Below are 22,720 nucleotides of genomic sequence, written 5' to 3' on the forward strand. Positions count from 1 at the left end.
AATGCCTTACCTGTTACGCGCAACCCTGATCGCCCTGGCGCTGCTGAGCACAGTGTCGTGCAGCAGCAAACGCCTGCTCACGCCCGACCGCAGCGTGCCGGTGTCGATCCAGACCGACCGGGCGAGCATGCAGCACGCCATCGTCAAAACCCTGGTCGCGCGCCAATGGACGGTACAGAAAATCACTCCGCAGTTGGTGCAGGCGCACATTACCGTACGCGGCCAATACCACGCCGAAATTGACATCCCGTACAGCGCCGACCACTACCGTATCCAGTACCGCGACAGCAGCGGCCTGGACTACAAGGACGGCAAGATTCACAAGAATTACATCCGTTGGGTGCGCCTGTTGGACAAAGGCATCCTGCGTGAGTTGAAAGACCACCAGAACGAACAGACCGCTCAACAGCTGTCGCAATCGGCTTTGGCAAAACCGCAATAACACACCTTTTTGACGTCAAGGAGACTTCAATGCAATTCAAAACTCTGGCCGCTGCCACCACCCTGCTGCTGTGCACCCTGCCAGCCGTGAGTCAGGCGCGTGATACCGCGCTGTACCTGCCATTTGACCAGGTGGTGACCGAAGCCATCAGCACCGGCAAAATCGACGGCAGCGTCAAGTTCTACCTGGCAGGCAACACGCCACGCGGCAAAGTCACCGTGGTCAGCCCGGGCGCTGTGACCAACAAAAAGACCAACGCCTTCAACAAAAGCGACGAACAAGCCTGTTCTTGGGCCCTGCAATCGGCGCTGATCACAATGCACGAAGCGGCGAAAAAAGTCGGGGCCAACGCCGTGACCAACATCGCCAGCTTCTACAAGCGCAACGAACGCAAAGACCCTAAAACCTACGAATGCCATGCGGGCGCGGTCATCGCAGGCGTGGCGCTGAAGGGTGATCTGGCGAAGGTGAACTAAGACCTCGTAGATACGCTGTACTCTCACGGCCTTGCCGTGCCTCCCGCAGGCTGCGATCTTTTGACCTTAAGAAAGATCGCAGCCTGCGCCAGCGCCTACGGGATGTTGGGGACGGTTTTACGTGTCAGCAGGTCGGCAAACGCATGGGCCATCGGTGAGTGCTGACCTTTGCGTTGCACCAGCCACACGGCGGTGTTGGCATCCGGGTCGAGCAACGCCCGGTACACCACGCCTTTGATACGCATGTGCTGGAACGACGCAGGTAAAACCGACACGCCCAACCCCGCCGACACCAGCCCGATGATGGTCATGGCCTCGCCGGCTTCCTGTGAAAAATGCGGGCTGAACCCGGCTTGCCGGGCCAGGCTCAGCAACTGCGCGTACAAGCCGCTGCCATAACTGCGCGGAAAGAATACAAACGGCTCTTCGGCCAGCGCCGCCAGGTGCAAGCCCTCTTCACTGCCTTCGGCCAACGGGTGGTCAGCGCGAATCACGGCGACCAACGGCTCGCGGAACAATTCCACGGCATGCAGCGAATCGGGCAATACCAGCGGGCGCATCATGCCCACTTCGATGGACTCATCCACCAGCCCTTCGGCGACTTCGCGGCTGCTCATTTCTTTGAGGTTCAAGTGCACGGCGGGGAATGCCTGACGAAAGGCAAAGATCGCCTGCGGGATGCTGGAGCTGAACGGGGCCGATGAGGTGAAGCCGATCTTTAATTCGCCCAGTTCACCCAACTGCGCGCGCCGCGCCACATCGGCGGCTTTATCGACCTGCGCCAGCACCACGCGCGCCTCTTCCAAAAACAATCGTCCCGCTTCGCTGAGTGCAACGCGCCGGTTGGTGCGCTCGAACAATCGCGCACCCAACTCCTGCTCCAGCGCCTGTATTTGCTGGCTCAGCGGCGGTTGGGAGATGCCCAGTAACTGAGCTGCACGGCCAAAGTGCAGCTCTTCGGCGACGGCGATGAAGTAGCGCAAATGACGCAGTTCCATACAGGCTCCATTGAGTCGTAAAACCTATCAAACAGGTCGAACAATATATTGGAAAGAATCGTTAGCCGCCTATATTCTTTTGCCATTGCCGCCCGGCTTTACGTGTTTTTTGAGGTCTCCCGTGAAAACTGCTGTTGCCCCGCTCGCCCACGAAGTCCCGCCTTCTGCGCTGGATGATGTTGTCGCTGAACTCAATGACGTGTTTATCGAAAAAGGCACACCGATGTTTATGCGCACGGTGCTGGCGTTGTTCTCGGGCGGGTTTGCGACCTTTGCACTGCTGTATTGCGTGCAGCCGATGATGCCGGTGCTGTCCCATGAATACGGGATCAATGCAGCGCAAAGCAGCCTGATCCTGTCGGTCGCCACCGCGATGCTGGCCATTGGTCTGCTGGTAACCGGCCCTATTTCTGACGCCTTTGGGCGTAAACCGGTGATGGTGTTTGCGCTGTTTTCAGCCGCCGCTTTTACCGTACTCAGTGCCTTGATGCCGACGTGGGAAGGCGTACTGATCACCCGGGCGTTGGTGGGTTTATCGCTCAGTGGTCTGGCCGCAGTGGCGATGACCTATTTGAGTGAAGAAATTCACCCGCAGCACATCGGGCTGGCGATGGGGTTGTACATCGGCGGCAACGCGATTGGCGGCATGAGCGGGCGTTTGATCAGCGGCGTATTGATCGACTTTGTGAGCTGGCACACGGCGATGCTGGTGATCGGCGGGCTGGCACTGGTGGCGGCACTGGTGTTCGTAAAAATCCTTCCCGAGTCGCGCAACTTCCGCCCACGGGCCATGAACCCACGCAGCCTGCTTGACGGCTTCACCATGCACTTTCGCGACGCCGGGTTGCCGTGGCTGTTTCTCGAAGCGTTCCTGCTGATGGGCAGCTTCGTGACGCTGTTCAACTACATCGGCTATCGCCTGCTGGCCGACCCGTACAACATGAACCAGGCCGTGGTGGGCTTGCTGTCCATCGTGTACCTGTCGGGCATCTACAGCTCGGCGCAAATTGGCGCGCTGGCGGACAAACTGGGGCGCCGCAAAGTGCTGTGGGCGGTCATCGTGCTGATGCTGGCCGGGATTGCCCTGACCCTGCTGGAACCAATCGCGTTCGTGGTCATCGGCATGCTGCTGTTCACGTTTGGTTTCTTTGGCGCGCACTCGGTGGCCAGCAGCTGGATTGGCCGGCGCGCCACCAAGGCCAAGGGCCAAGCGTCGTCGCTGTACCTGTTCAGCTACTACGCAGGCTCGAGCGTGGCCGGAACCTTGGGCGGGGTGTTTTGGCACCTCGCGGGCTGGAACGGCATTGGTCTGTTTATCGGCGGTTTGTTGGTGATTGCCCTGCTAGTGGCACTGCACCTGGCCAAACTGCCCGCGTTGCCGGGAAATGTGAAGAACGCCTGAGCTTTCAACCCGCCATAAAAAAGGCCCGGGTCTCTAACGAGAACCGGGCCTTTTGCGTACCGCTACTTACTGGTGGTATTGCCCCGAGAACTCATGCACGGCGCTGATGAAGGCCCCTGCGTGTTCCGGTTTAACTTCCGGGGTGATGCCATGGCCCAAGTTGAACACGTGGCCCGAACCGTTGCCGTAGCTGGCCAGAATGCGTTTAACCTCGGTGCGGATGGCTTCGGGGTTGGCGTAGAGCACGGTGGGGTCCATGTTGCCTTGCAGCGCGACTTTGTTACCCACGCGACGGCGGGCTTCGCCCAGGTCGCAGGTCCAGTCCAGGCCCAGTGCGTCGGCGCCTGCATCGGCGATGCTTTCGAGCCACAGGCCACCGTTTTTGGTGAACAGGATGACCGGTACTTTGCGGCCTTCGTGCTCGCGGATCAGGCCGCTGACGATTTTGCGCATGTAAGCCAGGGAGAACTCCTGATACGCCGCCGACGACAGGTTACCGCCCCAGGTGTCGAAGATTTGCACCGCTTGCGCACCGGCAAGAATCTGCCCGTTGAGGTACGACGTCACCGACTGCGCCAGCTTGTCGAGCAGCAAGTGCATGGCCTGCGGGGTGTCGTAGAGCATGGCTTTGGTTTTGCGGAAGTCTTTGGACGAGCCGCCTTCAACCATGTAAGTGGCCAGCGTCCACGGGCTGCCGGAGAAGCCGATCAGCGGCACGCGACCGTTGAGTTCTTTGCGGATGGTGCTGACCGCGTTCATCACGTAGCCGAGGTCTTTTTGCGGATCAGGGATTGGCAGCGCTTCGATGTCGGCCAGGGTGCTGACCACCTTTTTGAAACGCGGGCCTTCGCCGGTTTCGAAGTACAGGCCTTGGCCCATCGCGTCGGGGATGGTCAGGATGTCGGAAAACAGAATCGCGGCATCGAGCTGCGGGAAACGGTCCAGAGGCTGCATGGTGACTTCGCAGGCGAACTCGGCGTTCTTGCACAAGCTCATGAAATCACCGGCCTTGGCGCGGCTGGCGCGGTATTCCGGCAAGTAGCGACCGGCCTGACGCATCATCCAGACAGGCGTTACGTCTACGGGTTGCTTGAGCAAAGCGCGAAGGAAACGGTCATTCTTGAGATCAGTCATGTCAGCATCCGGAAAAAAAGTGGGGGCATTTTCTCAGAGACGGACGCAAAAGGCACGGCAAGAGCCGTGCCTTTTATCTATCGGGGCGATTTGCCCCGTTTGGGGTGACGCTTTGCCCTCACCCCAACCCTCTGCCAAAGGGAGAGCGAGCTGTTTTATGGCGTTGCATAAATCTGCGGTACACCCAGTCAATACCCTCTCCCTTTGGGAGAGGGTTTTTAGACCCCCAAATAATCCATGATCCCTTCAGCCGCCGTACGGCCTTCGAAGATCGCGGTCACCACCAGGTCAGAGCCACGCACCATGTCGCCACCGGCAAAAATCTTCGGGTGGCTGGTCTGGTGCTTGAACTGCGACTGCTCAGGCGCAATCACGCGGCCCTGGCTGTCGGTCTGGATCTCAAACTGTTCAAACCACAGCGCAGGGCTTGGGCGAAAACCGAACGCGATGATCACCGCATCTGCCGGAATGATTTCTTCTGACCCCGGAATCGGCTCCGGGCTACGGCGGCCACGCGCATCCGGCTCGCCCAGACGGGTCTCAACCACCTTCACGCCTTCGACGCGACCTTCACCCACAATGGCAATCGGCTGACGGTTATAGAGGAACTTGACGCCTTCTTCCTTGGCGTTTTTCACCTCTTTGCGCGAGCCGGGCATGTTGGCTTCGTCACGACGATAGGCACAGGTCACAGACTTGGCGCCCTGGCGGATGGAGGTGCGGTTGCAGTCCATCGCCGTGTCGCCACCACCGAGCACCACGATCTTTTTGCCTTTCATGTCGACGAAATCGTCCGGCGACTTTTCAAAGCCCAGGTTGCGGTTGACGTTGGCGATCAGGAAATCCAGCGCATCATGCACGCCCGGCAGGTCTTCACCGGCAAACCCCCCTTTCATGTAGGTGTAGGTGCCCATGCCCATGAAGACCGCGTCGTACTCTTCCAGCAGCTGTTGCATGCTGATGTCTTTGCCGATTTCGGTGTTGAGGCGGAACTCGATCCCCATCCCGGTAAAGACTTCACGCCGATGGCTGAGCACGGTTTTTTCGAGCTTGAACTCGGGAATACCGAAGGTCAGCAGGCCGCCGATTTCCGGGTTTTTGTCGAACACCACCGGGCTCACCCCACCGCGCACCAGCACGTCAGCGCAACCCAGGCCCGCAGGCCCGGCACCAATGATGGCCACTCGCTTGCCGGTCGGTACGACCTTGGACATGTCCGGGCGCCAGCCCATAGCGAAAGCGGTGTCGGTGATGTACTTCTCGACCGAGCCGATGGTCACGGCGCCAAAACCGTCATTGAGGGTGCAGGCACCCTCGCACAGGCGGTCTTGCGGGCACACCCGGCCGCACACCTCGGGCAGGGTATTGGTCTGGTGCGACAGCTCGGCGGCGGCGAGGATGTTGCCCTCGGCCACCAGCTTGAGCCAGTTGGGAATGAAGTTATGCACAGGGCATTTCCATTCGCAGTATGGGTTGCCGCAGCCCAGGCAGCGGTGGGCCTGATCGGCCGACTGCTGGGGTTTGAACGGTTCGTAGATCTCCACGAACTCTTTTTTGCGTTGACGTAACAGTTTCTTCTTCGGATCTTTGCGCCCGACATCGATGAACTGGAAGTCGTTACTCAGACGTTCAGCCATGGTTAAAACCTCATCACACTATTCAGGCGCATATCACTGCGGGTTGGCACGGATGCTGGAAAGCAGCGATTTCAAGCTGGCAGCCTTGGGCTTGACCATCCAGAAACGACGCAGGTAATCATCGAGGTTTTCCGAGAGATTACGGCCCCACTCGCTGTTGGTTTCCTCGACGTATTCGTCCAGCACGTGTTGCAGATGGTTGCGGTACGCCTCCATCGCTTCGCCGCTGATGCGCTGGATTTCCACCAGTTCGTGGTTAACGCGGTCGACGAAGGTGTTGTCCTGATCCAGCACGTAGGCGAAACCGCCAGTCATGCCTGAGCCGAAGTTGTAACCGGTTTTGCCCAACACGCAGACAAAGCCGCCCGTCATGTATTCGCAGCAGTGATCGCCGGTGCCTTCAACCACGGTGTGAGCACCGGAGTTGCGCACGGCGAAGCGCTCGCCCGCGGTGCCCGCCGCAAACAGTTTGCCGCCAGTGGCGCCGTACAGGCAGGTGTTGCCGATAATCGCACTGTCCTGGGTTTTGTACACGCTGCCGGTCGGCGGCACGATCACCAGCTTGCCGCCCGTCATGCCTTTGCCTACGTAGTCGTTGGCATCGCCTTGCAGGTAGAGGTTCAAACCACCGGCGTTCCACACACCAAAGCTCTGACCCGCAGTGCCTTTGAAGCGGAATGTGACCGGCGCCTTGGCCATGCCCTGGTTGCCGTGGGCACGGGCGATTTCACCCGAGATGCGGGCACCGATGGAACGGTCGCAGTTGCAGATGTCGAGGTCGAACTCGGCACCGCTCAGGTCGTTGATGGCCGAACGTGCCATGTCGAGCATTTGCTCGGCCAGCAGGCCTTTATCGAACGGCGGGTTGCGCTCCACTTGGCAGAACTGCGGTTTGTCCGCCGGGATATGGTCGCTGCCCAACAGCGGCGTCAGGTCCAGATGCTGCTGCTTGGCGGTTTCGCCCGGCAGGAGGTTCAGCAGGTCGGTGCGCCCGATCAGTTCTTCGAGGCTGCGCACGCCGAGCCGGGCCAGCCACTCGCGGGTTTCTTCGGCCACGTAGGTGAAGAAGTTGACCACCATGTCGACCGTGCCGATGTAGTGGTTTTTGCGCAGTGATTCGTTCTGCGTGGCCACGCCAGTGGCGCAGTTGTTGAGGTGGCAGATACGCAGGTATTTGCAGCCCAGTGCGATCATCGGCGCCGTACCGAAGCCGAAGCTTTCGGCACCCAGAATCGCCGCTTTGATCACATCGAGGCCGGTTTTCAGGCCGCCGTCGGTCTGCACCCGCACTTTGCCGCGCAGGTCGTTGCCGCGCAGGGTCTGGTGGGTTTCAGCCAGACCCAGCTCCCACGGTGCGCCTGCGTACTTGATGGAGGTCAGCGGCGAAGCGCCGGTGCCGCCGTCATAGCCGGAGATGGTGATGAGATCGGCATAGGCCTTGGCCACGCCTGCGGCGATGGTGCCCACGCCCGCTTCTGCCACCAGCTTCACCGAAACCAGCGCTTTGGGGTTGACCTGTTTCAAGTCAAAAATCAGCTGCGACAAGTCTTCAATCGAGTAGATGTCGTGGTGCGGCGGTGGCGAAATCAGGGTCACGCCCGGTACGGCATAACGCAATTTGGCAATCAGACCGTTGACCTTGCCGCCCGGCAGTTGCCCGCCCTCGCCCGGCTTGGCGCCTTGCGCGACTTTGATTTGCAACACTTCAGCGTTGACCAGGTATTCGGGGGTTACGCCGAAACGGCCGGTGGCCACTTGCTTGATTTTTGAGCTTTTGATGGTGCCGTAGCGCGCCGGGTCTTCGCCGCCTTCACCGGAGTTGGAGCGCGCGCCCAAGCGGTTCATGGCTTCGGCCAGGGCTTCATGGGCCTCGGGCGACAATGCTCCGAGCGAGATACCGGCCGAGTCGAAACGCTTGAGGATCGATTCCAGCGGCTCGATCTGGTCGATGGCCAACGGCGTGTCGAGGGTTTTGACCTGCAACAGGTCGCGGATCATCGACACCGGGCGCTTGTCGACCAGAGCGGTGTATTCCTTGAACTTGTTGTAGTCGCCTTGTTGCACAGCCGCTTGCAGGGTGGCGACCACGTCCGGGTTGTAGGCGTGGTATTCGCCGCCGTGCACGTATTTGAGCAGGCCGCCTTGCTGGATCGGTTTGCGCGCGCTCCAGGCTTCGGCCGCCAGCAGTTTCTGCTCGGCTTCAAGGTCGACAAACCGGGCGCCCTTGAGACGGCTTGGTACGCCGCGAAAGCTCATGTCGCAGATTTCTTCAGACAAGCCAATGGCTTCAAACAACTGCGCGCCACGGTACGAGGCGATGGTCGAAATGCCCATCTTCGACAGAATTTTCAGCAGGCCCTTGGTGATGCCTTTGCGGTAGTTCTTGAACACCTCGTAGAGGTCGCCCAGCACTTCACCGGTGCGGATCAGGTCACCCAGCACTTCGTAGGCCAGGAACGGGTACACCGCCGAAGCGCCGAACCCGATCAGCACGGCAAAGTGGTGCGGGTCACGGGCAGTGGCGGTTTCGACCAGGATGTTGCTGTCGCAACGCAGGCCTTTTTCAGTCAGGCGGTGATGCACCGCGCCCACAGCCAGCGACGCGTGAACCGGCAATTTGCCCGGCGCGATATGACGGTCGCTCAGCACGATCTGGGTACGGCCCGCGCGGGCCGCTTCTTCGGCCTGGTCCGCAATGTTGCGCACCGCGGCTTCCAGCCCAAGGCTCTCGTCGTAGTTGAGGTCGATGATCTGACGCTCGAAACCCGGTAGGTCGAGGTTCATCAGCGAGCGCCACTTGGCAGGCGAGATGACCGGCGAGCTGAGGATCACGCGCGAAGCGTGCTCAGGGGATTCCTGGAAAATGTTGCGCTCGGCACCGAGGCAGATTTCCAGCGACATGACGATGGCTTCGCGCAACGGGTCGATGGGCGGGTTGGTGACCTGCGCGAACTGCTGGCGGAAGTAGTCATACGGGGTGCGCACACGCTGGGACAACACCGCCATTGGCGTGTCGTCGCCCATCGAGCCGACGGCTTCGTAGCCTTGCTCGCCGAGCGGGCGCAGCACTTGGTCGCGCTCCTCGAACGTGACCTGATACATCTTCATGTACTGCTTGAGCTGGTCGACGTCGTAAAACGCCGAACCGTGGTCATGGTCATCAATGGTGGCCTGAATGCGCAGGGCATTCTTGCGCAGCCATTGCTTGTACGGATGGCGCGACTTCAAGCGGTTGTCGATGGAATCGGTGTCGAGCACCTGACCGGTTTCGGTGTCTACCGCCAGAATTTGGCCGGGGCCGACGCGACCTTTGGCGATCACGTCTTCTGGCTGGTAGTTCCACACGCCGATTTCCGAGGCGATGGTGATGTAGCCGTTGGTGGTGGTCACCCAACGCGCCGGGCGCAGGCCGTTACGGTCGAGCAGGCAAACAGCGTAGCGACCGTCGGTCATGACCACGCCCGCCGGGCCGTCCCACGGCTCCATGTGCATGGAGTTGTACTCATAGAACGCCCGCAGGTCGGGGTCCATGGTTTCAACGTTTTGCCACGCAGGGGGTATCAGCATGCGCACGCCACGGAACAGGTCGATGCCGCCAGTGACCATCAGCTCCAGCATGTTGTCCATGCTGGAGGAGTCAGAACCCACACGGTTGACCAGCGGGCCGAGTTCGTCCAAATCGCCGATCAGGTCGTTGGCGAACTTGGTGCGACGGGCCAGCGCCCAGTTGCGGTTGCCAGTGATGGTGTTGATTTCGCCGTTGTGGGCAAGAAAGCGAAAGGGCTGGGCCAGCGGCCATTTCGGCAGGGTGTTGGTGGAGAAGCGCTGGTGGAACACGCAGATTGCGGTTTGCAGGCGCTCATCGCTCAGGTCCGGATAGAAGGCGGTGAGGTCCGCCGGCATCATCAGGCCTTTATAAATGATGGTCTTGTGGGAAAAGCTGCAAATGTAGTGATCGGTGTCGGCGGCATTGGCCACGGACGAACGACGGCGAGCGCTGAACAGCTTGATCGCCATGTCCTGATCGCTCAAGCCATCGCCTGCGATGAACACTTGCTCGATCTGCGGCAAACGCTCCAGCGCCAGACGACCCAGCACGCGGGTGTCGATCGGTACTTTGCGCCAGCCCACCAGATGCAGGCCGGCCGCGAGAATCTCGCGGTTCATGTTGTCGCGTGCCGCTTGGGCCTTGATCGGGTCCTGGTTGAAAAACACCATGCCGACTGCGTATTGCTTGGGTAAATCGGCACCGAACTGTTCTTTGGCGACTGCACGCAAGAACAGATCAGGCTTTTGAATCAGCAGGCCACAACCGTCGCCGGTTTTGCCGTCTGCGTTGATCCCACCGCGGTGGGTCATGCAGGTCAGTGCCTCAATGGCTGTTTGTAAAAGGGTATGACTGGGTTCGCCCTGCATATGGGCAATCAGGCCGAAACCACAGTTATCCTTGAATTCGTCGGGGTGGTACAGACCTGCTTTCATAGACACTTTCTCACCAGGCTGCCCCAAAAAGGGGCAAATTTCTTTTTAATTCAACCACTTGCTTCCCGCGCTGAACGTACGCCAGCTTGGCAGGGGCAAAAGGGTGGTCATTCTACACACCGCCAGAAACACCCACAAATTAAGCGGCGATTAACCGTACATTCGTGTCGCATTTATGAAAGGTTTAAAGAGATTACTTGTGCTAGTCAAAACATTTTTGATGTTGACTGCCACAAGGCGCAGACACCACAAGGCACACGGCTTGAAAAGCCGCATGCGCAAGCAGGAATGTTAGGTGTGAAGCACGGCGACCTGGGTAAGGTCGCCGGGGCATCAACGAGCGGCTGCCAGTTCTTGTTGGACGCTGGCGACAGTGCGAGGCCAAGGTTTACCAGCCTGAATCTTCGCTGGCAAGCTCTTGATAGCGGCGGTGGCCGCGGCATGGCTTGAGAAATTGCCGTAAGTCACGACATACAACGGTTTGCCGTTGAGCATTTTTTTGAAGTAACGGGAGTCGCCTCCTACTTCTTTGACGACGTTTTGCGCAGACGCTTCGGAGCTGGTGCCCACGATCTGGACAACATAATTACCCGCTGGCTGGCTGCTGTACCAGCTACCACCCGGTGCTGCTTTGGCCAGAGTCACCGGTTTTTCGGCTGGTTTGGCTGCAGGCTTGGCCGCTGGCGCAGGTGCTGGCTTGGCTGCCGGAGCAGGTGCTGGCGTCGGCTTGGCGGCGACAACCGGCGCGGGGGCCGGACGTGGCGCAGGAGCAGGCGTTGGCACGGGCTCAGGGCCTGCTGGCACACCCACAGGCGGTGCAGTGGTGGTCACGGTCGGAGGCACATTGGCACCACCTTCGACCGCAGGCACGCCGCCGTCATCGCCTTCAGAAATTCCGCCTGCTGCTTCCGCCAAAGGACCACGCATCACTGGCTGCGACTGACCCACCAGCGGCAGCGGCATAGGCTGCGAAGAGCCGGCGAAGTCAACCGACGGGTTAGCGCCGTTAGGTGTGGCCTGGCCCAATGGCAATTGGGCTTGCTCGGCAGTGGGCGCCGTCGGTGTTTTGCCGCGACCCGGAATCAGAATGGCGGCGGCGACGGCCACTACCACTACGGCACCAATGGCCAATACGTGTTTTTTCGGCATGTTGAACCCCATACTTGGACGCTTGACCGCTGTGCGGCTGGCAATCATGGCTTCGATCATTGCATCGCGGGCGACCTGATTGATGTTGCCAGGCCAGCCATCGGAGCTTTCGTGTATCTCTGAGATCTGTTGCGCGCTTAAGAGTTCGATTCCGGCGCCCGCGCCTTCAAGGCGCTGCGCCAGATATTCGCGGGTTTCTTCTTCGGTGTAAGGCTGCAATTCGATGACGTGAAAGCGTTCTTCGTCCGCGCTCAGCTGCTCAAGCCCGGCAATCATCGACGGCTCGCCAAACAGGAACACATGCGGACGGCCTTCGGGCGTGCCGCCTGCCAGCGCCAGCAGGGCTTCCAGTGCAGAGTCATCGAGCTGCTCGGCATCGTCGATCAGCAAGTAGACTTCTTGGCCGGTGAGGGCCAATTGCACCACTTGCGCCAGAATCGAGCCGACATCGGCATGGGCTACGTTGAGGGTTTGCGCAATCTGGCGCAACACGCCTGCCGCATCACCGGCGCCACGGGCCGACACCACTACACTTTGCACCGACTGTTTGTTGGTACTGGCGACCAACGCCTGACGCAGCAACGTTTTGCCGCTGCCCTCAGGGCCGGTAACGACCAGCAGCAACTGGCTGTAGCGGGCAAGGTGATGCAGTTGACCCAACACCGGTTTGCGCTGGGCCGGGAAAAACTTGAACCCAGGCACCCGGGGGGCAAAAGGGTCGTGGTTGAGCTGGAAGTGACCGAGAAACGCCTCGTCGGCATGCAAACTAGTCATCGGGATCTTATTAACCTTTGAGCTGAGCCAGCGCGCGGTAATCCGCACCCAGCGTGGCCTGTAGAACCTCTTGTGGATAATCGTCGGTCACTGTGGCTTCGCCCATCCGGCGCAACAGCACCAGGCGCAAGCGGCCGTCGATCACTTTTTTATCAATTGCCATGTGTTCCATGAAATCGGCCGGGGTCATTTCGGCCGGTGGCACCACTGGCAAACCCGCACGTTCAAACAAGCGAATACCGCGGTCACGTTCGGCGTGGGTGATCCAGCCCAAACGTGCGGACATTTCCAGCGCCATCACGGTGCCTGCCGCCACGGCTTCACCGTGCAACCACACGCCGTAGCCCATATGGGTTTCGATGGCATGGCCAAAGGTGTGGCCCAGGTTGAGGGTGGCGCGCACGCCTGCCTCGCGCTCATCCGCGCCCACCACTTCAGCCTTGGCCGCGCACGAGCGCTGAATGGCGGTCGTCAGGGCCACCTGATCGAGCGCGCGCAGCGCGTCGACGTGGTCTTCAAGCCAGGTCAAAAACGGTTCGTCGCAGATCAGGCCGTACTTGATGACCTCCGCCAGCCCTGCGGACAATTCGCGGGCCGGGAGCGTGTTCAGGCTGGTGGTGTCGATCAGCACCAGGTTGGGCTGATAGAACGCACCGACCATGTTTTTGCCCAGCGGATGGTTGATGCCGGTTTTGCCGCCTACCGATGAGTCCACTTGAGACAACAACGTGGTGGGCACCTGAATGAAATCAACGCCGCGCTGATAGCACGCCGCTGCAAAGCCGGCCATGTCACCAATCACGCCGCCGCCCAAGGCGATCACCGTGGTGCGACGGTCATGGCGTGCGGTGAGCAGGCCATTAAAAATCAGTTGCAGGGTTTCCCAGTTTTTAAACGATTCGCCGTCGGGCAGGATAATCGGCAGTACCGAATACGCCGCCAGGCTGCGGGTCAGACGCTCAAGATAGAGAGGCGCTACGGTTTCGTTGGTCACAATCGCCACTTGGCGACCGGCGATGTGTGGGGCCAGCAACTGCGGCTGATCCAACAGGCCTTCGCCAATATGAATCGGGTAGCTGCGCTCGCCTAGATCAACCTTCAGTGTCTGCATGAATCCCCGCATTGAAAAGGACGACGGGCGCCCTGTCTCGCAATTATCAAGTGTTGGCCGCGCCGGGTAATGACGCAGCCCAGTAGCCTTTGGCCATACCGCTGAACGGGCAAGGCCGGCGCCGAGGATAGCGCATTTTGTGACAAGCTTTAACGGGGAGGAAGCTGAGCCAGACGCTCCAGAATGTCCAAAACCACCATTCGCGGTGGCCGCTCATCGGTTTCGACCACTACATCGGCGATTTCGCGATAAAGCGGATCACGGATCGCCAGCAAATCGCGAAGGATTTTCTCGGGGTTGGCATTGCGCAGCAGCGGCCGATTACGGTCACGCGAGGTGCGCGCGACCTGCTGCTCAATCGAGGCATGCAAATACACCACACGGCCACCGGCATACAGCAATGCACGGTTCTCGGGGCGCATGACGGCGCCACCGCCGGTCGCAAGCACAATGCCATCTTCCTTGCACAGGCACTCAATCATGGCGGTTTCGCGATCACGAAAACCCGCCTCGCCTTCTTTATCGAAGATCCACGGGATATTGGTGCCGGTGCGCAGTTCGATTTCCTTGTCGGAATCTTTGAACGGCAGCCGCAGCTCCTTTGCCAGCAAACGTCCAATGGTGCTTTTACCGGCGCCCATTGGCCCAACAAGAATCAAATTTCGCACAGAATCAATGACTCGCAGCAATCGCCTGGTTGTTCATGATACGCGGAGTCAAGAACACCAGCAGCTCGGATTTTTTTTCGAGGACCAGGTCCCGGCGGAAAAGTCGGCCAACATACGGTAGATCGCCTAAAAATGGCACTTTATCTACCACATTGCTTTGCGTATTTGAGAACACGCCTCCAATCACGATGGTTTCACCATCTTTGACCAGCACCTTGGCCTGCACTTCGTTTTTCTTGATGGGGGGCACATTGTTGACCATGTTCAGGTAGTCAGGCTCATCTTTGGTGACGACGACTTGCATGATGACGCTGTTATCAGCAGTGATCTGCGGGGTCACTTCCAGCGACAGGGACGCCTCTTTGAACGACACCGAGGTTGCACCGCTGGAGGTGGACTCCTGATAAGGGATTTCAGTGCCCTTCAAGATGCGGGCGGTTTCCTTGTCTGCCGTGACGACCTTAGGCTGAGAAATAATCTCGCCATTCCCGGTTTTTTCCATGGCGCTGAGTTCAAGGTCCAGCAACACATTGTTGGTGATGAATGCGATGCCCAACCCCGAGGTATGGCCTGCAATGCCCATGTCCACAAACGGCGCACTCACCTCCCCTGCCCCCTGCACAACCGGTTTGGCGATGCCGCTCGCCGTCCACTGGCTGGCCTGGCGTAATGCCCCGCCCCAACGCACCCCCAGGCTTTTTTCGAAATCGACACCGGCCTCCACAATTCGCGCCTCGATCATGACCTGACGCACCGGCACATCCAGTTGAGCCACGATGCGCCGCAACTCGTCCAGCCGCTCGGGTGACTGAAACGCGATGATGTGGTTGGTGCGCTCATCCACTGTGATCGAACCGCGCCCTGGCTCGCCTGTTTGCCCACTGATCACTGACTGAAAGAGCGCCGCAATATCCGCCGCCCTGGCGTGATTGACCTGCACCAACTCACGCCGTAAAGGCGCCAGATCGGCCAGCGGGTTGCGCTCAGCCAGGTCCTGATGCGCGTAGCTCGCGATTTCGTCCTTGGGCGCAATCAATAACACATTGCCCTGCACGCGCTTATCCAACCCTTTGCTTTTGAGCACCACTTCCAGTGCCTGATCCCACGGTACGTCTTGCAGGCTGAGCGTGACATTGCCTTGCACCGTATCGCTGACCACCACGTTGAGCCGGGTGAAATCGGCCAGTACTTGCAGCACCGTGCGCACTTCGATGTCTTGAAAGTTGAGGGACAGCACGTCCCTTGAGTAAACCGGGGGCGTGCTCGGCACAGGCGATTCGAGCCACGGTGAGGCGTGGTCAGGCAACATCGCGGGCACGTTGGCCAGCACTGCCTGTGAATTCAGCGCACTCCATAGCGCCAGTCCACAGACCGGGAAAATCCTTTTCATGGTGTATTTCCGTTAAGACTGCTGTTTCAGAGAGATCGTCAGGGTTCGCTCAAGCCATCCGCCCCGACCATCGGAAATCACTTCAAACACGTCAACGTGTTGCGGGGTAATGGCGGCAATCTGTCCATTGTTGCGGCCAAGGTAATCACCTGGCTGCACACGGTGAACGACGCCCTTGGCGCGCAGCAAGGCGTTGGCCTGCTGCTGATTGGACAACGTGCCCACCAGTTCGAATTGCGCCAGCTCGGTGCCTTCCAACAAGCTTCTGCTGCGCGCCTCATGCTGTGGGTAGTCCACCAGGCTGGCTTGCCAACGGCTGCCGTCATCTTCGTACAACCCGTGAAAAGGGCTGCGCAATAAGGTGGCCTCGTAGACAAACGGCTGGCGTTGCACCCGCTCAGGCAGGGGGTCAATCACACTGACAACGTGCGCGTGGGCAGTGTGCAGGTCGCGCGCTAACTGCGCGGTGCCTTGCGGGCTGTCACACCCCATCAAACTGACCAGCGCCGCCGCGACAAGGCCGTGGGCATGCACACTCATGGGATCAATCCTTGATCATTGGCGCGATAGGTTTTAGCCAGCAACGTCATGCGCAACGGGCCGTTGGCGCCATCCGTGGCGGCCGTGAGGGTGAAGTCGTGGAGCGTGACGATACGCGGCAAAGTGGCGATGTCACTGAGGAAAAGCCCCAGATCGTGATAACCACCCACCAGCAGCAGTTGCAAGGGGAGTTCGGTGTAAAAAGGTTGCAGGGTTTGGGGCAGCCATTGCATGTGCTCGATGACCAGGCCACGGCTGAGGCTGATCCGTGACACTTCTTCCAGCAGGCCAGGCACTTGAGCCTGGCTGGGGAGCTGGCTGTGCACATCGTCGAAGGTGGTTTGCAGCGATTGCAGGTGTTGGCGATAGCGCTCAAGCGTCGCAACCTCCCGCACTCTGGCCTCCCATTGCGCTTTCAATTGCGGTTCAACACTGCGCTGCTGCTGAAGGTGTGCCAACCCGGGCTGCACTAAAAGCATGTACCCCAGCGCCAGGACTGCGGCCATCACTAGCACCGCCGTCGCTGCTTGACGCCCTGTTGTCCAGGCGCCTGCCTGCTTGAAACTTAACGTTTGCACGTCAAAAGTACGCAGGCTCTCCAGCCATTGCGTACCCATCAAAACTGACTGCCATCATGGGCGTTTTGCGACTGGTGCACGGTCATCTGAAACAGTCGGGTATGGCTGCCATCTTTTTCGATGCCCGCCTTCACTTCTATCAGTGCTGGCGCTTCGAGCCAGTGCGAGGCATCCAGGTTACGCATCAGCTCTGCAACCAGCGCGTTGGACTGCGCTACGCCCGTTATCGCGATTGTGCGCTCGGCCATTTTCACGTCGGTGAAATACACCCCGCCGGGCAAACTGCGCGCCAACTGATCGAGCACAATGCTGCTGCCGGACCGATTACCTTGCAGGGTCTCGATGGTTTGCATGCGTTCGAGCAATTGCTCGCGCCGCACTTTCAACTGATCAATTTGTTGCGCCCGACCATCGAGCTGCACCATCGCGCTGCGGATCAGATCATTGCGCGCCAGCTGGCGCTCTACCGCCCGGTCAACGAAATGATCCAGCGCATACAGCCCTGCGGCCGCAACGGCCAACAGTGCAACCAACACCATCACATAGCGTTTGCGACGTTTTTCGCGCAGCCACTCGCGCCAGGGCAGTAAATTGATTCCTGCCATTAATCGAACCCCCTCAAGGCCAGACCACAGGCTGTTAATAGCTGCGCAGCATCGCAGAACACAGCGTCGGGCGCGAGTCGGGGGTTACGCTTGATGCCCGCTAAAGGTTCGCTCACCTCATAGCCGGCCAAACGACTTAACCCTTCAAGCCCGCGGGCCAAGGCATGGCTTTGAACCTCAATGACACGCGGGTTCAAGCCTGCGCCCAACAACACAGCTTGATGCCAATCGAGGGTCTCTTGCCGGCACACGACCAGCAAAACATCCAGTTGTTGAGGGTCTACGTCTGATACCCCCAACACGTCGAAATCCAGTGCCGCTTCGTCGAGGCTGTACGGGACGTATTGCTCGGCCTCCAGCCGCACATGCAGCTCTAGATCGCTGGTGCTCAGGCCCGCCTCCACTCGAATGACTTTACTGATGACCTGTGTATCGGGCATCGACATCACGGCATCCCGCGCCTGCACCCCAGCGGCGCCGAGTGCCTTTAGTAACGCCTGTGCGACACTTTTTGCCGGGATGCCGGTCAGATCGTGCACAGGCATGGCTGGCAGAGGTTCTATGGCATAGGCTTCAAGCTGAATGCCACTGCGCGAGCGGCTCAGTTCGACCATATTGATCGACTGCGCACCGACTTCGATGCCCACATACCGCTGGGGCTTTGTCGTGAAAAATCCGGGCACTGCTGTTTTCCCTAATGCAATCCGTGACTTACGGAGGGTTAAAAATGAGATCCGTTCATATCCCGTTCCGACATGAGGCCCATGACGCTCATGCTCGAAAAATGCTTATAATGCCGGGCGTTTTTTTCCGCATTGTCGACCCGGCGCTCCTGCGCACTGCCCTGACGTGCAACCCATTTCTTAATCTGGAAATTCAAAAGCCTTGATTCGTCTGCTGAAGTTTTTCGGGTGGTCATTCGTTGCTGTGATCTGCGGGCTCGTGCTCGGGTTGAGCGGTGCGTTTCTCTATCTTAGTCCTGGCTTGCCGTCTGTAGAGTCGTTGAGAAGCATCCAGTTGCAGATTCCTTTGCGGGTCTACACCAGCGACGGCAAATTGATCGCAGAGTTTGGCGAAATGCGCCGCTCACCGATCAAGTTCGCCGACATTCCGCCCAATTTCATTAATGCGCTGCTGTCGGCAGAAGATGACAACTTCGCCAATCATTACGGGGTCGACCCCAGCAGCCTGATGCGCGCCGCCACCCAGTTGGTAAAAAGCGGACACATACAATCGGGCGGCAGCACGATCACCATGCAGGTGGCGAAGAACTATTTCCTCTCCAGTGAGCGGAGCTTTTCGCGCAAAACCAACGAAATTCTGCTGGCCCTGCAAATCGAGCGCGAACTGACCAAGGACGAAATCCTTGAGCTGTACGTGAACAAGATTTACCTGGGCAACCGCGCCTATGGCATCGAGTCAGCCGCACAGGTCTATTACGGCAAATCGATCCGGGACTTGAGCCTGGCGCAGATGGCAATGATCGCCGGCCTGCCAAAAGCCCCGTCGCGCTTCAACCCGCTGGCCAACCCGGTGCGCAGCAAAGAGCGCCGCGACTGGATTCTGGGCCGCATGTACAAGCTGGGAAAAATCGATCAGGCCAGCTACCAGGCCGCCATTGCCGAGCCGGTAAACGCCAGCTATCACGTGCCAACCCCCGAGGTGAACGCGCCTTACATCGCTGAAATGGCCCGCGCCGAAATGGTCGGCCGTTATGGCAGTGAGGCCTACACCGAGGGCTACCGTGTCACCACCACCGTGCCGAGCGATCTTCAGGAGCTGGCGAACAAGTCCGTCGAAGAAGGGCTGATCACCTACGATCAACGCCACGGTTATCGCGGGCCAGAATCGCGCTTCCCTGGCAAGACCCTGGCCGCGTGGACCCAAGAGCTGGCCAAACAACGTGCAATCAGCGGCCTTGAGCCTGCGATCGTGACCGAGGTCGACAAAGACGGCCTGCAAGTGCTGACCCGCACCGGTGAAGGCCGTGTGGCGTGGGACAGCATGAAATGGGCGCGGCGCTTTCTGAATACCAACAGCATGGGCCCGACGCCCAAGCAGCCTTCGGATGTGGCGCAAGTAGGCGATTTGATTCGTGTGCAGCCGCAAGCCGACGCCAGCCTCAAGTTCAGCCAGGTGCCCACTGTGCAAGGCGCACTGGTGTCTCTGGACCCGAACAACGGCGCCATTCGCGCACTGGTGGGTGGCTTCGCGTTCGAGCAAAGCAATTACAACCGTGCGATGCAGGCCAAGCGCCAACCGGGTTCAAGTTTCAAACCCTTCGTTTACAGCGCGGCGCTGGATAACGGCTACACCGCCGCCACGCTGGTGAACGATGCACCGATCGTGTTTGTCGACGAGTACCAGGACAAAGTCTGGCGCCCGAAAAACGACAACAACACCTTCCTCGGCCCGATCCGCGTGCGCGAAGCGCTGTACAAGTCGCGCAACCTGGTATCGATTCGCCTGCTGCAAAGCCTGGGCGTCGACAAGACGGTCGACTACATCAGCCGTTTTGGCTTCAACAAACAGGACCTGCCGCGCAACCTGTCGCTGGCACTGGGTACCGCGACGTTAACGCCGATGGAGATCGCCACCGGCTGGAGTACGTTTGCCAACGGCGGTTACAAAATCACGCCGTATCTGATCGACAAAATTGAAAGCCGCAACGGCGAAACGCTGTTCGTGGCCAACCCGCCAAGCGTGCCGAAAACCGACAGCAAAGACGTACCGCCGCAGGCCGAAGCGCTGACCATCGACACGATCAATGCCGCACCGGGCCTGCCGACCGTTGAAACCCAGGCGGTCGCCGAGCGCATTATTGACGGGCGCACCGCCTACATCCTGACCAGCATGTTGCAGGACGTGATCAAGCTGGGCACCGGTCGCCGCGCACTGGCCTTGGGCCGCACCGATCTGGCGGGCAAAACCGGTACCACCAACGAATCCAAGGATGCGTGGTTCTCGGGCTATAACGCCGATTACGTGACCACGGTCTGGACCGGTTTCGACCAGCCTGAAAGCCTGGGTCGTCGCGAATATGGCGGTACGGTGGCGCTACCGATCTGGATCAACTACATGGGCGGCGCGCTCAAGGGCAAGCCCGCGCATACTCAGGCAGAACCCGAAGGCATCCTCAGCCTGCGAATCGACCCGATCAGCGGTCGCGTCGCCTCGCCGGGCACACCGGGCGCGTACTTTGAGTTGTTCAAAAGTGAAGACACGCCGCCGTCCAACAGCGAGTTGGGCAATGGCGTCGCACCGGGCAGCCCGTTGCCGGCGGATGAAGGCGCCCCGATCGACCTGTTCTAATCCCCGACGACACGCTGCCATGCATGGGCAGCGTGTCGTTAGGCCCCTTTCAGAAGGTCATCAATATCAAACGGCGCACCGATTACATGCTCCCTGAAGCCGGTGATCGAGGCCGTTAACTCCCGCATCGACAGCCCAGGCGGCGCCATCGCCAATTGCTCTTTGCGCTTATTTTCAGCGTGGGCCAGCCAGCGCTCGATATTCACGGCCAGCGCCTCAGGCTGGGCAGCGTGATGGCCATACACTTCGTCCGCTTCGAGCGCTTGATGCTTCAAGTGCAGTAAGCGCATCAGGGTCTCTTCGATCTTTTTGGCCTCCAATTGCAGCGAACTGATCGCATATTGCGTGGTGCGCCGATAAGGGTCCGCCGAACTGCGCAACTCCCTGCTGCGCTGAATCACTTGCTGCTTGACCCGCTCCAGCAAGGTTTCGACCCACTCCAGCTCCAGATCGGTAATGCGCGCGCGGTTCAGGTCCAAGGCCTCCTGCCAGCGTTTTAACGTCGCCCAACTGCACGGCACATACCCGTGGGTCATGGAGTGATCCGCCGCGCTCAGCATCTGCTCCACCATCCCGGCCCGCCGGGGCAGCCCTTCATACACCCCAAGCGCCAGAGAGCAGGCCGCGTGCTGAGCCAGGGTTTCGCAGGCCGGCGCCCACAAAATGTGCGACCTCTCGCCTTTGCCCAAGTCCACCGGCATAAAGTGCTGCAACTCGCCGTGATGGCCAAAAGGCTCACCGTCCCAATTGATGATGCTGGTGACATACGCGCCAATAAACCTGGGCACCCCACCAAACAACAGGCCGGACCGCGGCTCATAGTCTGAGGGTTTAATCTTCATCCACGTCATTGGCACACTGGGCACCGGGTCGTTGTGATTGACCATGCGGTGATGCACCAACGGCTTGGCGCCAGCGATAAACACCTCATCCCCCGCACGGGGCGCGCCGTAAGTGTAGAGAACGATGTTGTAGCCTTCAGGTCGGCGACGCAGGGTTTCGGCAAGGATCAAGGCAATCGCACCCCCCAGGCTGTGGCCACAGATCAGGAGGGTTTGGCCGGAGTAGAATCTTTCTAGATATTCAGTAACAAATTTTGCTGCCACCTTCGCTGCTTCGTAAAACCCACGATGTACAGCACCCACGCCTTCATCGAAAGGCACCTGGAACGCATCGATATCACGCGAACCGTCCGGGCCGATTTCGCTGGTACCGCGCACGGCTATCAGGATGATTTCGTCGCTGTGGGTCGCGAACGCTTGAGTATCGGTACTCACTATCTGATCGCGATCATCCAGAAAATGCACTTTGGCGGGGCTTTCCTGATCTTCTCCAAGTGCAGGGTCATTTGACGGGTACAAGGCAGGGTCGAACGGAACAATCTCGAAACGCCGGGAGTAAGCCACGTCTTCATACAGCGGGTAATACGCATGCGTTTGAGCGGCATCCACACGCCATACTTCCTCGAAAGTGGCCAGTGCATCCCCGAACCAGTTACCCGAACTGGGGGTATGGGCGAAGCTCACACTCGGTTCAGAAATGGGGTGTTTGTCCGGTCGCTGACCGAAGGGGCAATAACTCAGCGTGGCCATCAACGCCAGTTGATAGAGGTTCAGCGCGCAGAATTTGGGCGCGGTGGACAATAAAGGCCGCAAAGCGCGCAGTGGCCGCACTTGCAACACCGTATGCCGACTGCCCGAGATACACACCCCTCGCTGGCCGTGCTTGCCCATCAACCGTTTGGCGCCTATGCAGGGAGGGTAGTGCGACTCGACTTCTGGCGGTAGATGCGAAACATGGTCCACCAGGTGACGAACTTCTATCTGGCAGAAATCGGTGTCCCCATCTTTTTTATAGGGGTTGCTCTGAGGGCGGCTGGCGTCTTGGTTGATAAAACGCGTTTGCTCGGCGCGAACTTGGAGTTCGGTTATTTTTAGGGGGTAATTCTGACGATCCACCAACTTCGCATATAACTTTTCGACGCCATCATACAAAACCGACATCGCAAGTGCTAAAGGACCG

At 59.4% G+C, this 22,720-nt stretch carries 16 protein-coding genes and 1 pseudogene; 4 read left to right on the forward strand and 13 right to left on the reverse strand.

The window, feature by feature from the left end; translation table 11 throughout:
- The first annotated feature begins 1 nt into the window (after window position 1).
- On the forward strand, window positions 2–442 hold the full coding sequence (locus ACP7A4_RS14460; protein WP_048364537.1) for a hypothetical protein: 441 nt from the start codon (window positions 2–4) through the stop codon (window positions 440–442).
- 29 nt (window positions 443–471) lie between these two features.
- The gene (locus tag ACP7A4_RS14465; RefSeq protein WP_059761770.1) at window positions 472–918 is read left to right on the forward strand and encodes a hypothetical protein; all 447 of its coding nucleotides are present in this window, start codon (window positions 472–474) and stop codon (window positions 916–918) included.
- 95 nt (window positions 919–1,013) lie between these two features.
- On the opposite strand, the gene ACP7A4_RS14470 is transcribed toward ACP7A4_RS14465, so the two are convergent.
- Window positions 1,014–1,916: a LysR family transcriptional regulator gene (locus ACP7A4_RS14470; protein WP_059761769.1), complete on the reverse strand. Its 903-nt coding sequence runs from the start codon at window positions 1,914–1,916 to the stop codon at window positions 1,014–1,016.
- Window positions 1,917–2,085: 169 nt separating this feature from the next.
- Between ACP7A4_RS14470 and ACP7A4_RS14475 the strand changes: the two genes are divergently transcribed.
- On the forward strand, window positions 2,086–3,318 hold the full coding sequence (locus ACP7A4_RS14475) for an MFS transporter (RefSeq protein WP_426247737.1): 1,233 nt from the start codon (window positions 2,086–2,088) through the stop codon (window positions 3,316–3,318).
- Between the two features lie 66 nt (window positions 3,319–3,384).
- Here the strand turns inward: ACP7A4_RS14475 and hemE are convergent, their stop codons facing one another.
- From hemE to pilM, 11 genes and pseudogenes are all read right to left on the reverse strand, one after another.
- On the reverse strand, window positions 3,385–4,452 hold the full coding sequence (hemE, locus tag ACP7A4_RS14480; protein ID WP_048364541.1) for a uroporphyrinogen decarboxylase: 1,068 nt from the start codon (window positions 4,450–4,452) through the stop codon (window positions 3,385–3,387).
- 218 nt (window positions 4,453–4,670) lie between these two features.
- Complete coding sequence (locus tag ACP7A4_RS14485) at window positions 4,671–6,089, reverse strand: FAD-dependent oxidoreductase (RefSeq protein ID WP_203303109.1); 1,419 nt, start codon at window positions 6,087–6,089, stop codon at window positions 4,671–4,673.
- Window positions 6,090–6,122: 33 nt separating this feature from the next.
- Complete coding sequence (gene gltB / locus ACP7A4_RS14490; RefSeq protein ID WP_059761766.1) at window positions 6,123–10,571, reverse strand: glutamate synthase large subunit; 4,449 nt, start codon at window positions 10,569–10,571, stop codon at window positions 6,123–6,125.
- 333 nt (window positions 10,572–10,904) lie between these two features.
- A complete protein-coding gene (locus ACP7A4_RS14495) occupies window positions 10,905–12,494 on the reverse strand; it encodes an AAA family ATPase (protein ID WP_059761765.1) in 1,590 nt (529 codons plus the stop codon).
- A 10-nt stretch (window positions 12,495–12,504) separates the two neighbouring features.
- Window positions 12,505–13,605, reverse strand: a complete 1,101-nt coding sequence (gene aroB, locus ACP7A4_RS14500; protein ID WP_059761764.1) for a 3-dehydroquinate synthase — start codon at window positions 13,603–13,605, stop codon at window positions 12,505–12,507.
- A gap of 149 nt (window positions 13,606–13,754) precedes the next feature.
- Complete coding sequence (aroK, locus tag ACP7A4_RS14505; RefSeq protein ID WP_048364758.1) at window positions 13,755–14,273, reverse strand: shikimate kinase AroK; 519 nt, start codon at window positions 14,271–14,273, stop codon at window positions 13,755–13,757.
- Between the two features lie 4 nt (window positions 14,274–14,277).
- A pseudogene (locus ACP7A4_RS14510) lies at window positions 14,278–15,522 on the reverse strand (type IV pilus secretin PilQ); the annotation flags it as partial.
- 153 nt (window positions 15,523–15,675) lie between these two features.
- A complete protein-coding gene (locus ACP7A4_RS14515; RefSeq protein WP_426247564.1) occupies window positions 15,676–16,203 on the reverse strand; it encodes a pilus assembly protein PilP in 528 nt (175 codons plus the stop codon).
- Window positions 16,200–16,820, reverse strand: coding sequence for a type 4a pilus biogenesis protein PilO (locus ACP7A4_RS14520; protein ID WP_426247566.1), 621 nt, complete (start codon window positions 16,818–16,820; stop codon window positions 16,200–16,202). Before ACP7A4_RS14520 ends, ACP7A4_RS14515 begins: the two co-directional genes overlap by 4 nt.
- Window positions 16,820–17,386: a PilN domain-containing protein gene (locus ACP7A4_RS14525; RefSeq protein WP_059761760.1), complete on the reverse strand. Its 567-nt coding sequence runs from the start codon at window positions 17,384–17,386 to the stop codon at window positions 16,820–16,822. Before ACP7A4_RS14525 ends, ACP7A4_RS14520 begins: the two co-directional genes overlap by 1 nt.
- A complete protein-coding gene (gene pilM, locus ACP7A4_RS14530) occupies window positions 17,386–18,069 on the reverse strand; it encodes a type IV pilus biogenesis protein PilM (protein ID WP_426247568.1) in 684 nt (227 codons plus the stop codon). Before pilM ends, ACP7A4_RS14525 begins: the two co-directional genes overlap by 1 nt.
- A 205-nt stretch (window positions 18,070–18,274) precedes the next feature.
- Between pilM and ACP7A4_RS14535 the strand changes: the two genes are divergently transcribed.
- Window positions 18,275–20,698, forward strand: coding sequence for a penicillin-binding protein 1A (locus tag ACP7A4_RS14535; RefSeq protein ID WP_426247738.1), 2,424 nt, complete (start codon window positions 18,275–18,277; stop codon window positions 20,696–20,698).
- 38 nt (window positions 20,699–20,736) lie between these two features.
- Here ACP7A4_RS14535 and ACP7A4_RS14540 read toward each other — a convergent pair whose 3' ends face one another.
- Window positions 20,737–22,701, reverse strand: a complete 1,965-nt coding sequence (locus tag ACP7A4_RS14540) for a lipase family protein (protein WP_338101705.1) — start codon at window positions 22,699–22,701, stop codon at window positions 20,737–20,739.
- Window positions 22,702–22,720: the final 19 nt, after the last annotated feature.

It is taken from the genome of Pseudomonas sp. TWR3-1-1, from assembly GCF_049896545.1.
Taxonomy (GTDB): domain Bacteria; phylum Pseudomonadota; class Gammaproteobacteria; order Pseudomonadales; family Pseudomonadaceae; genus Aquipseudomonas; species Aquipseudomonas weihenstephanensis.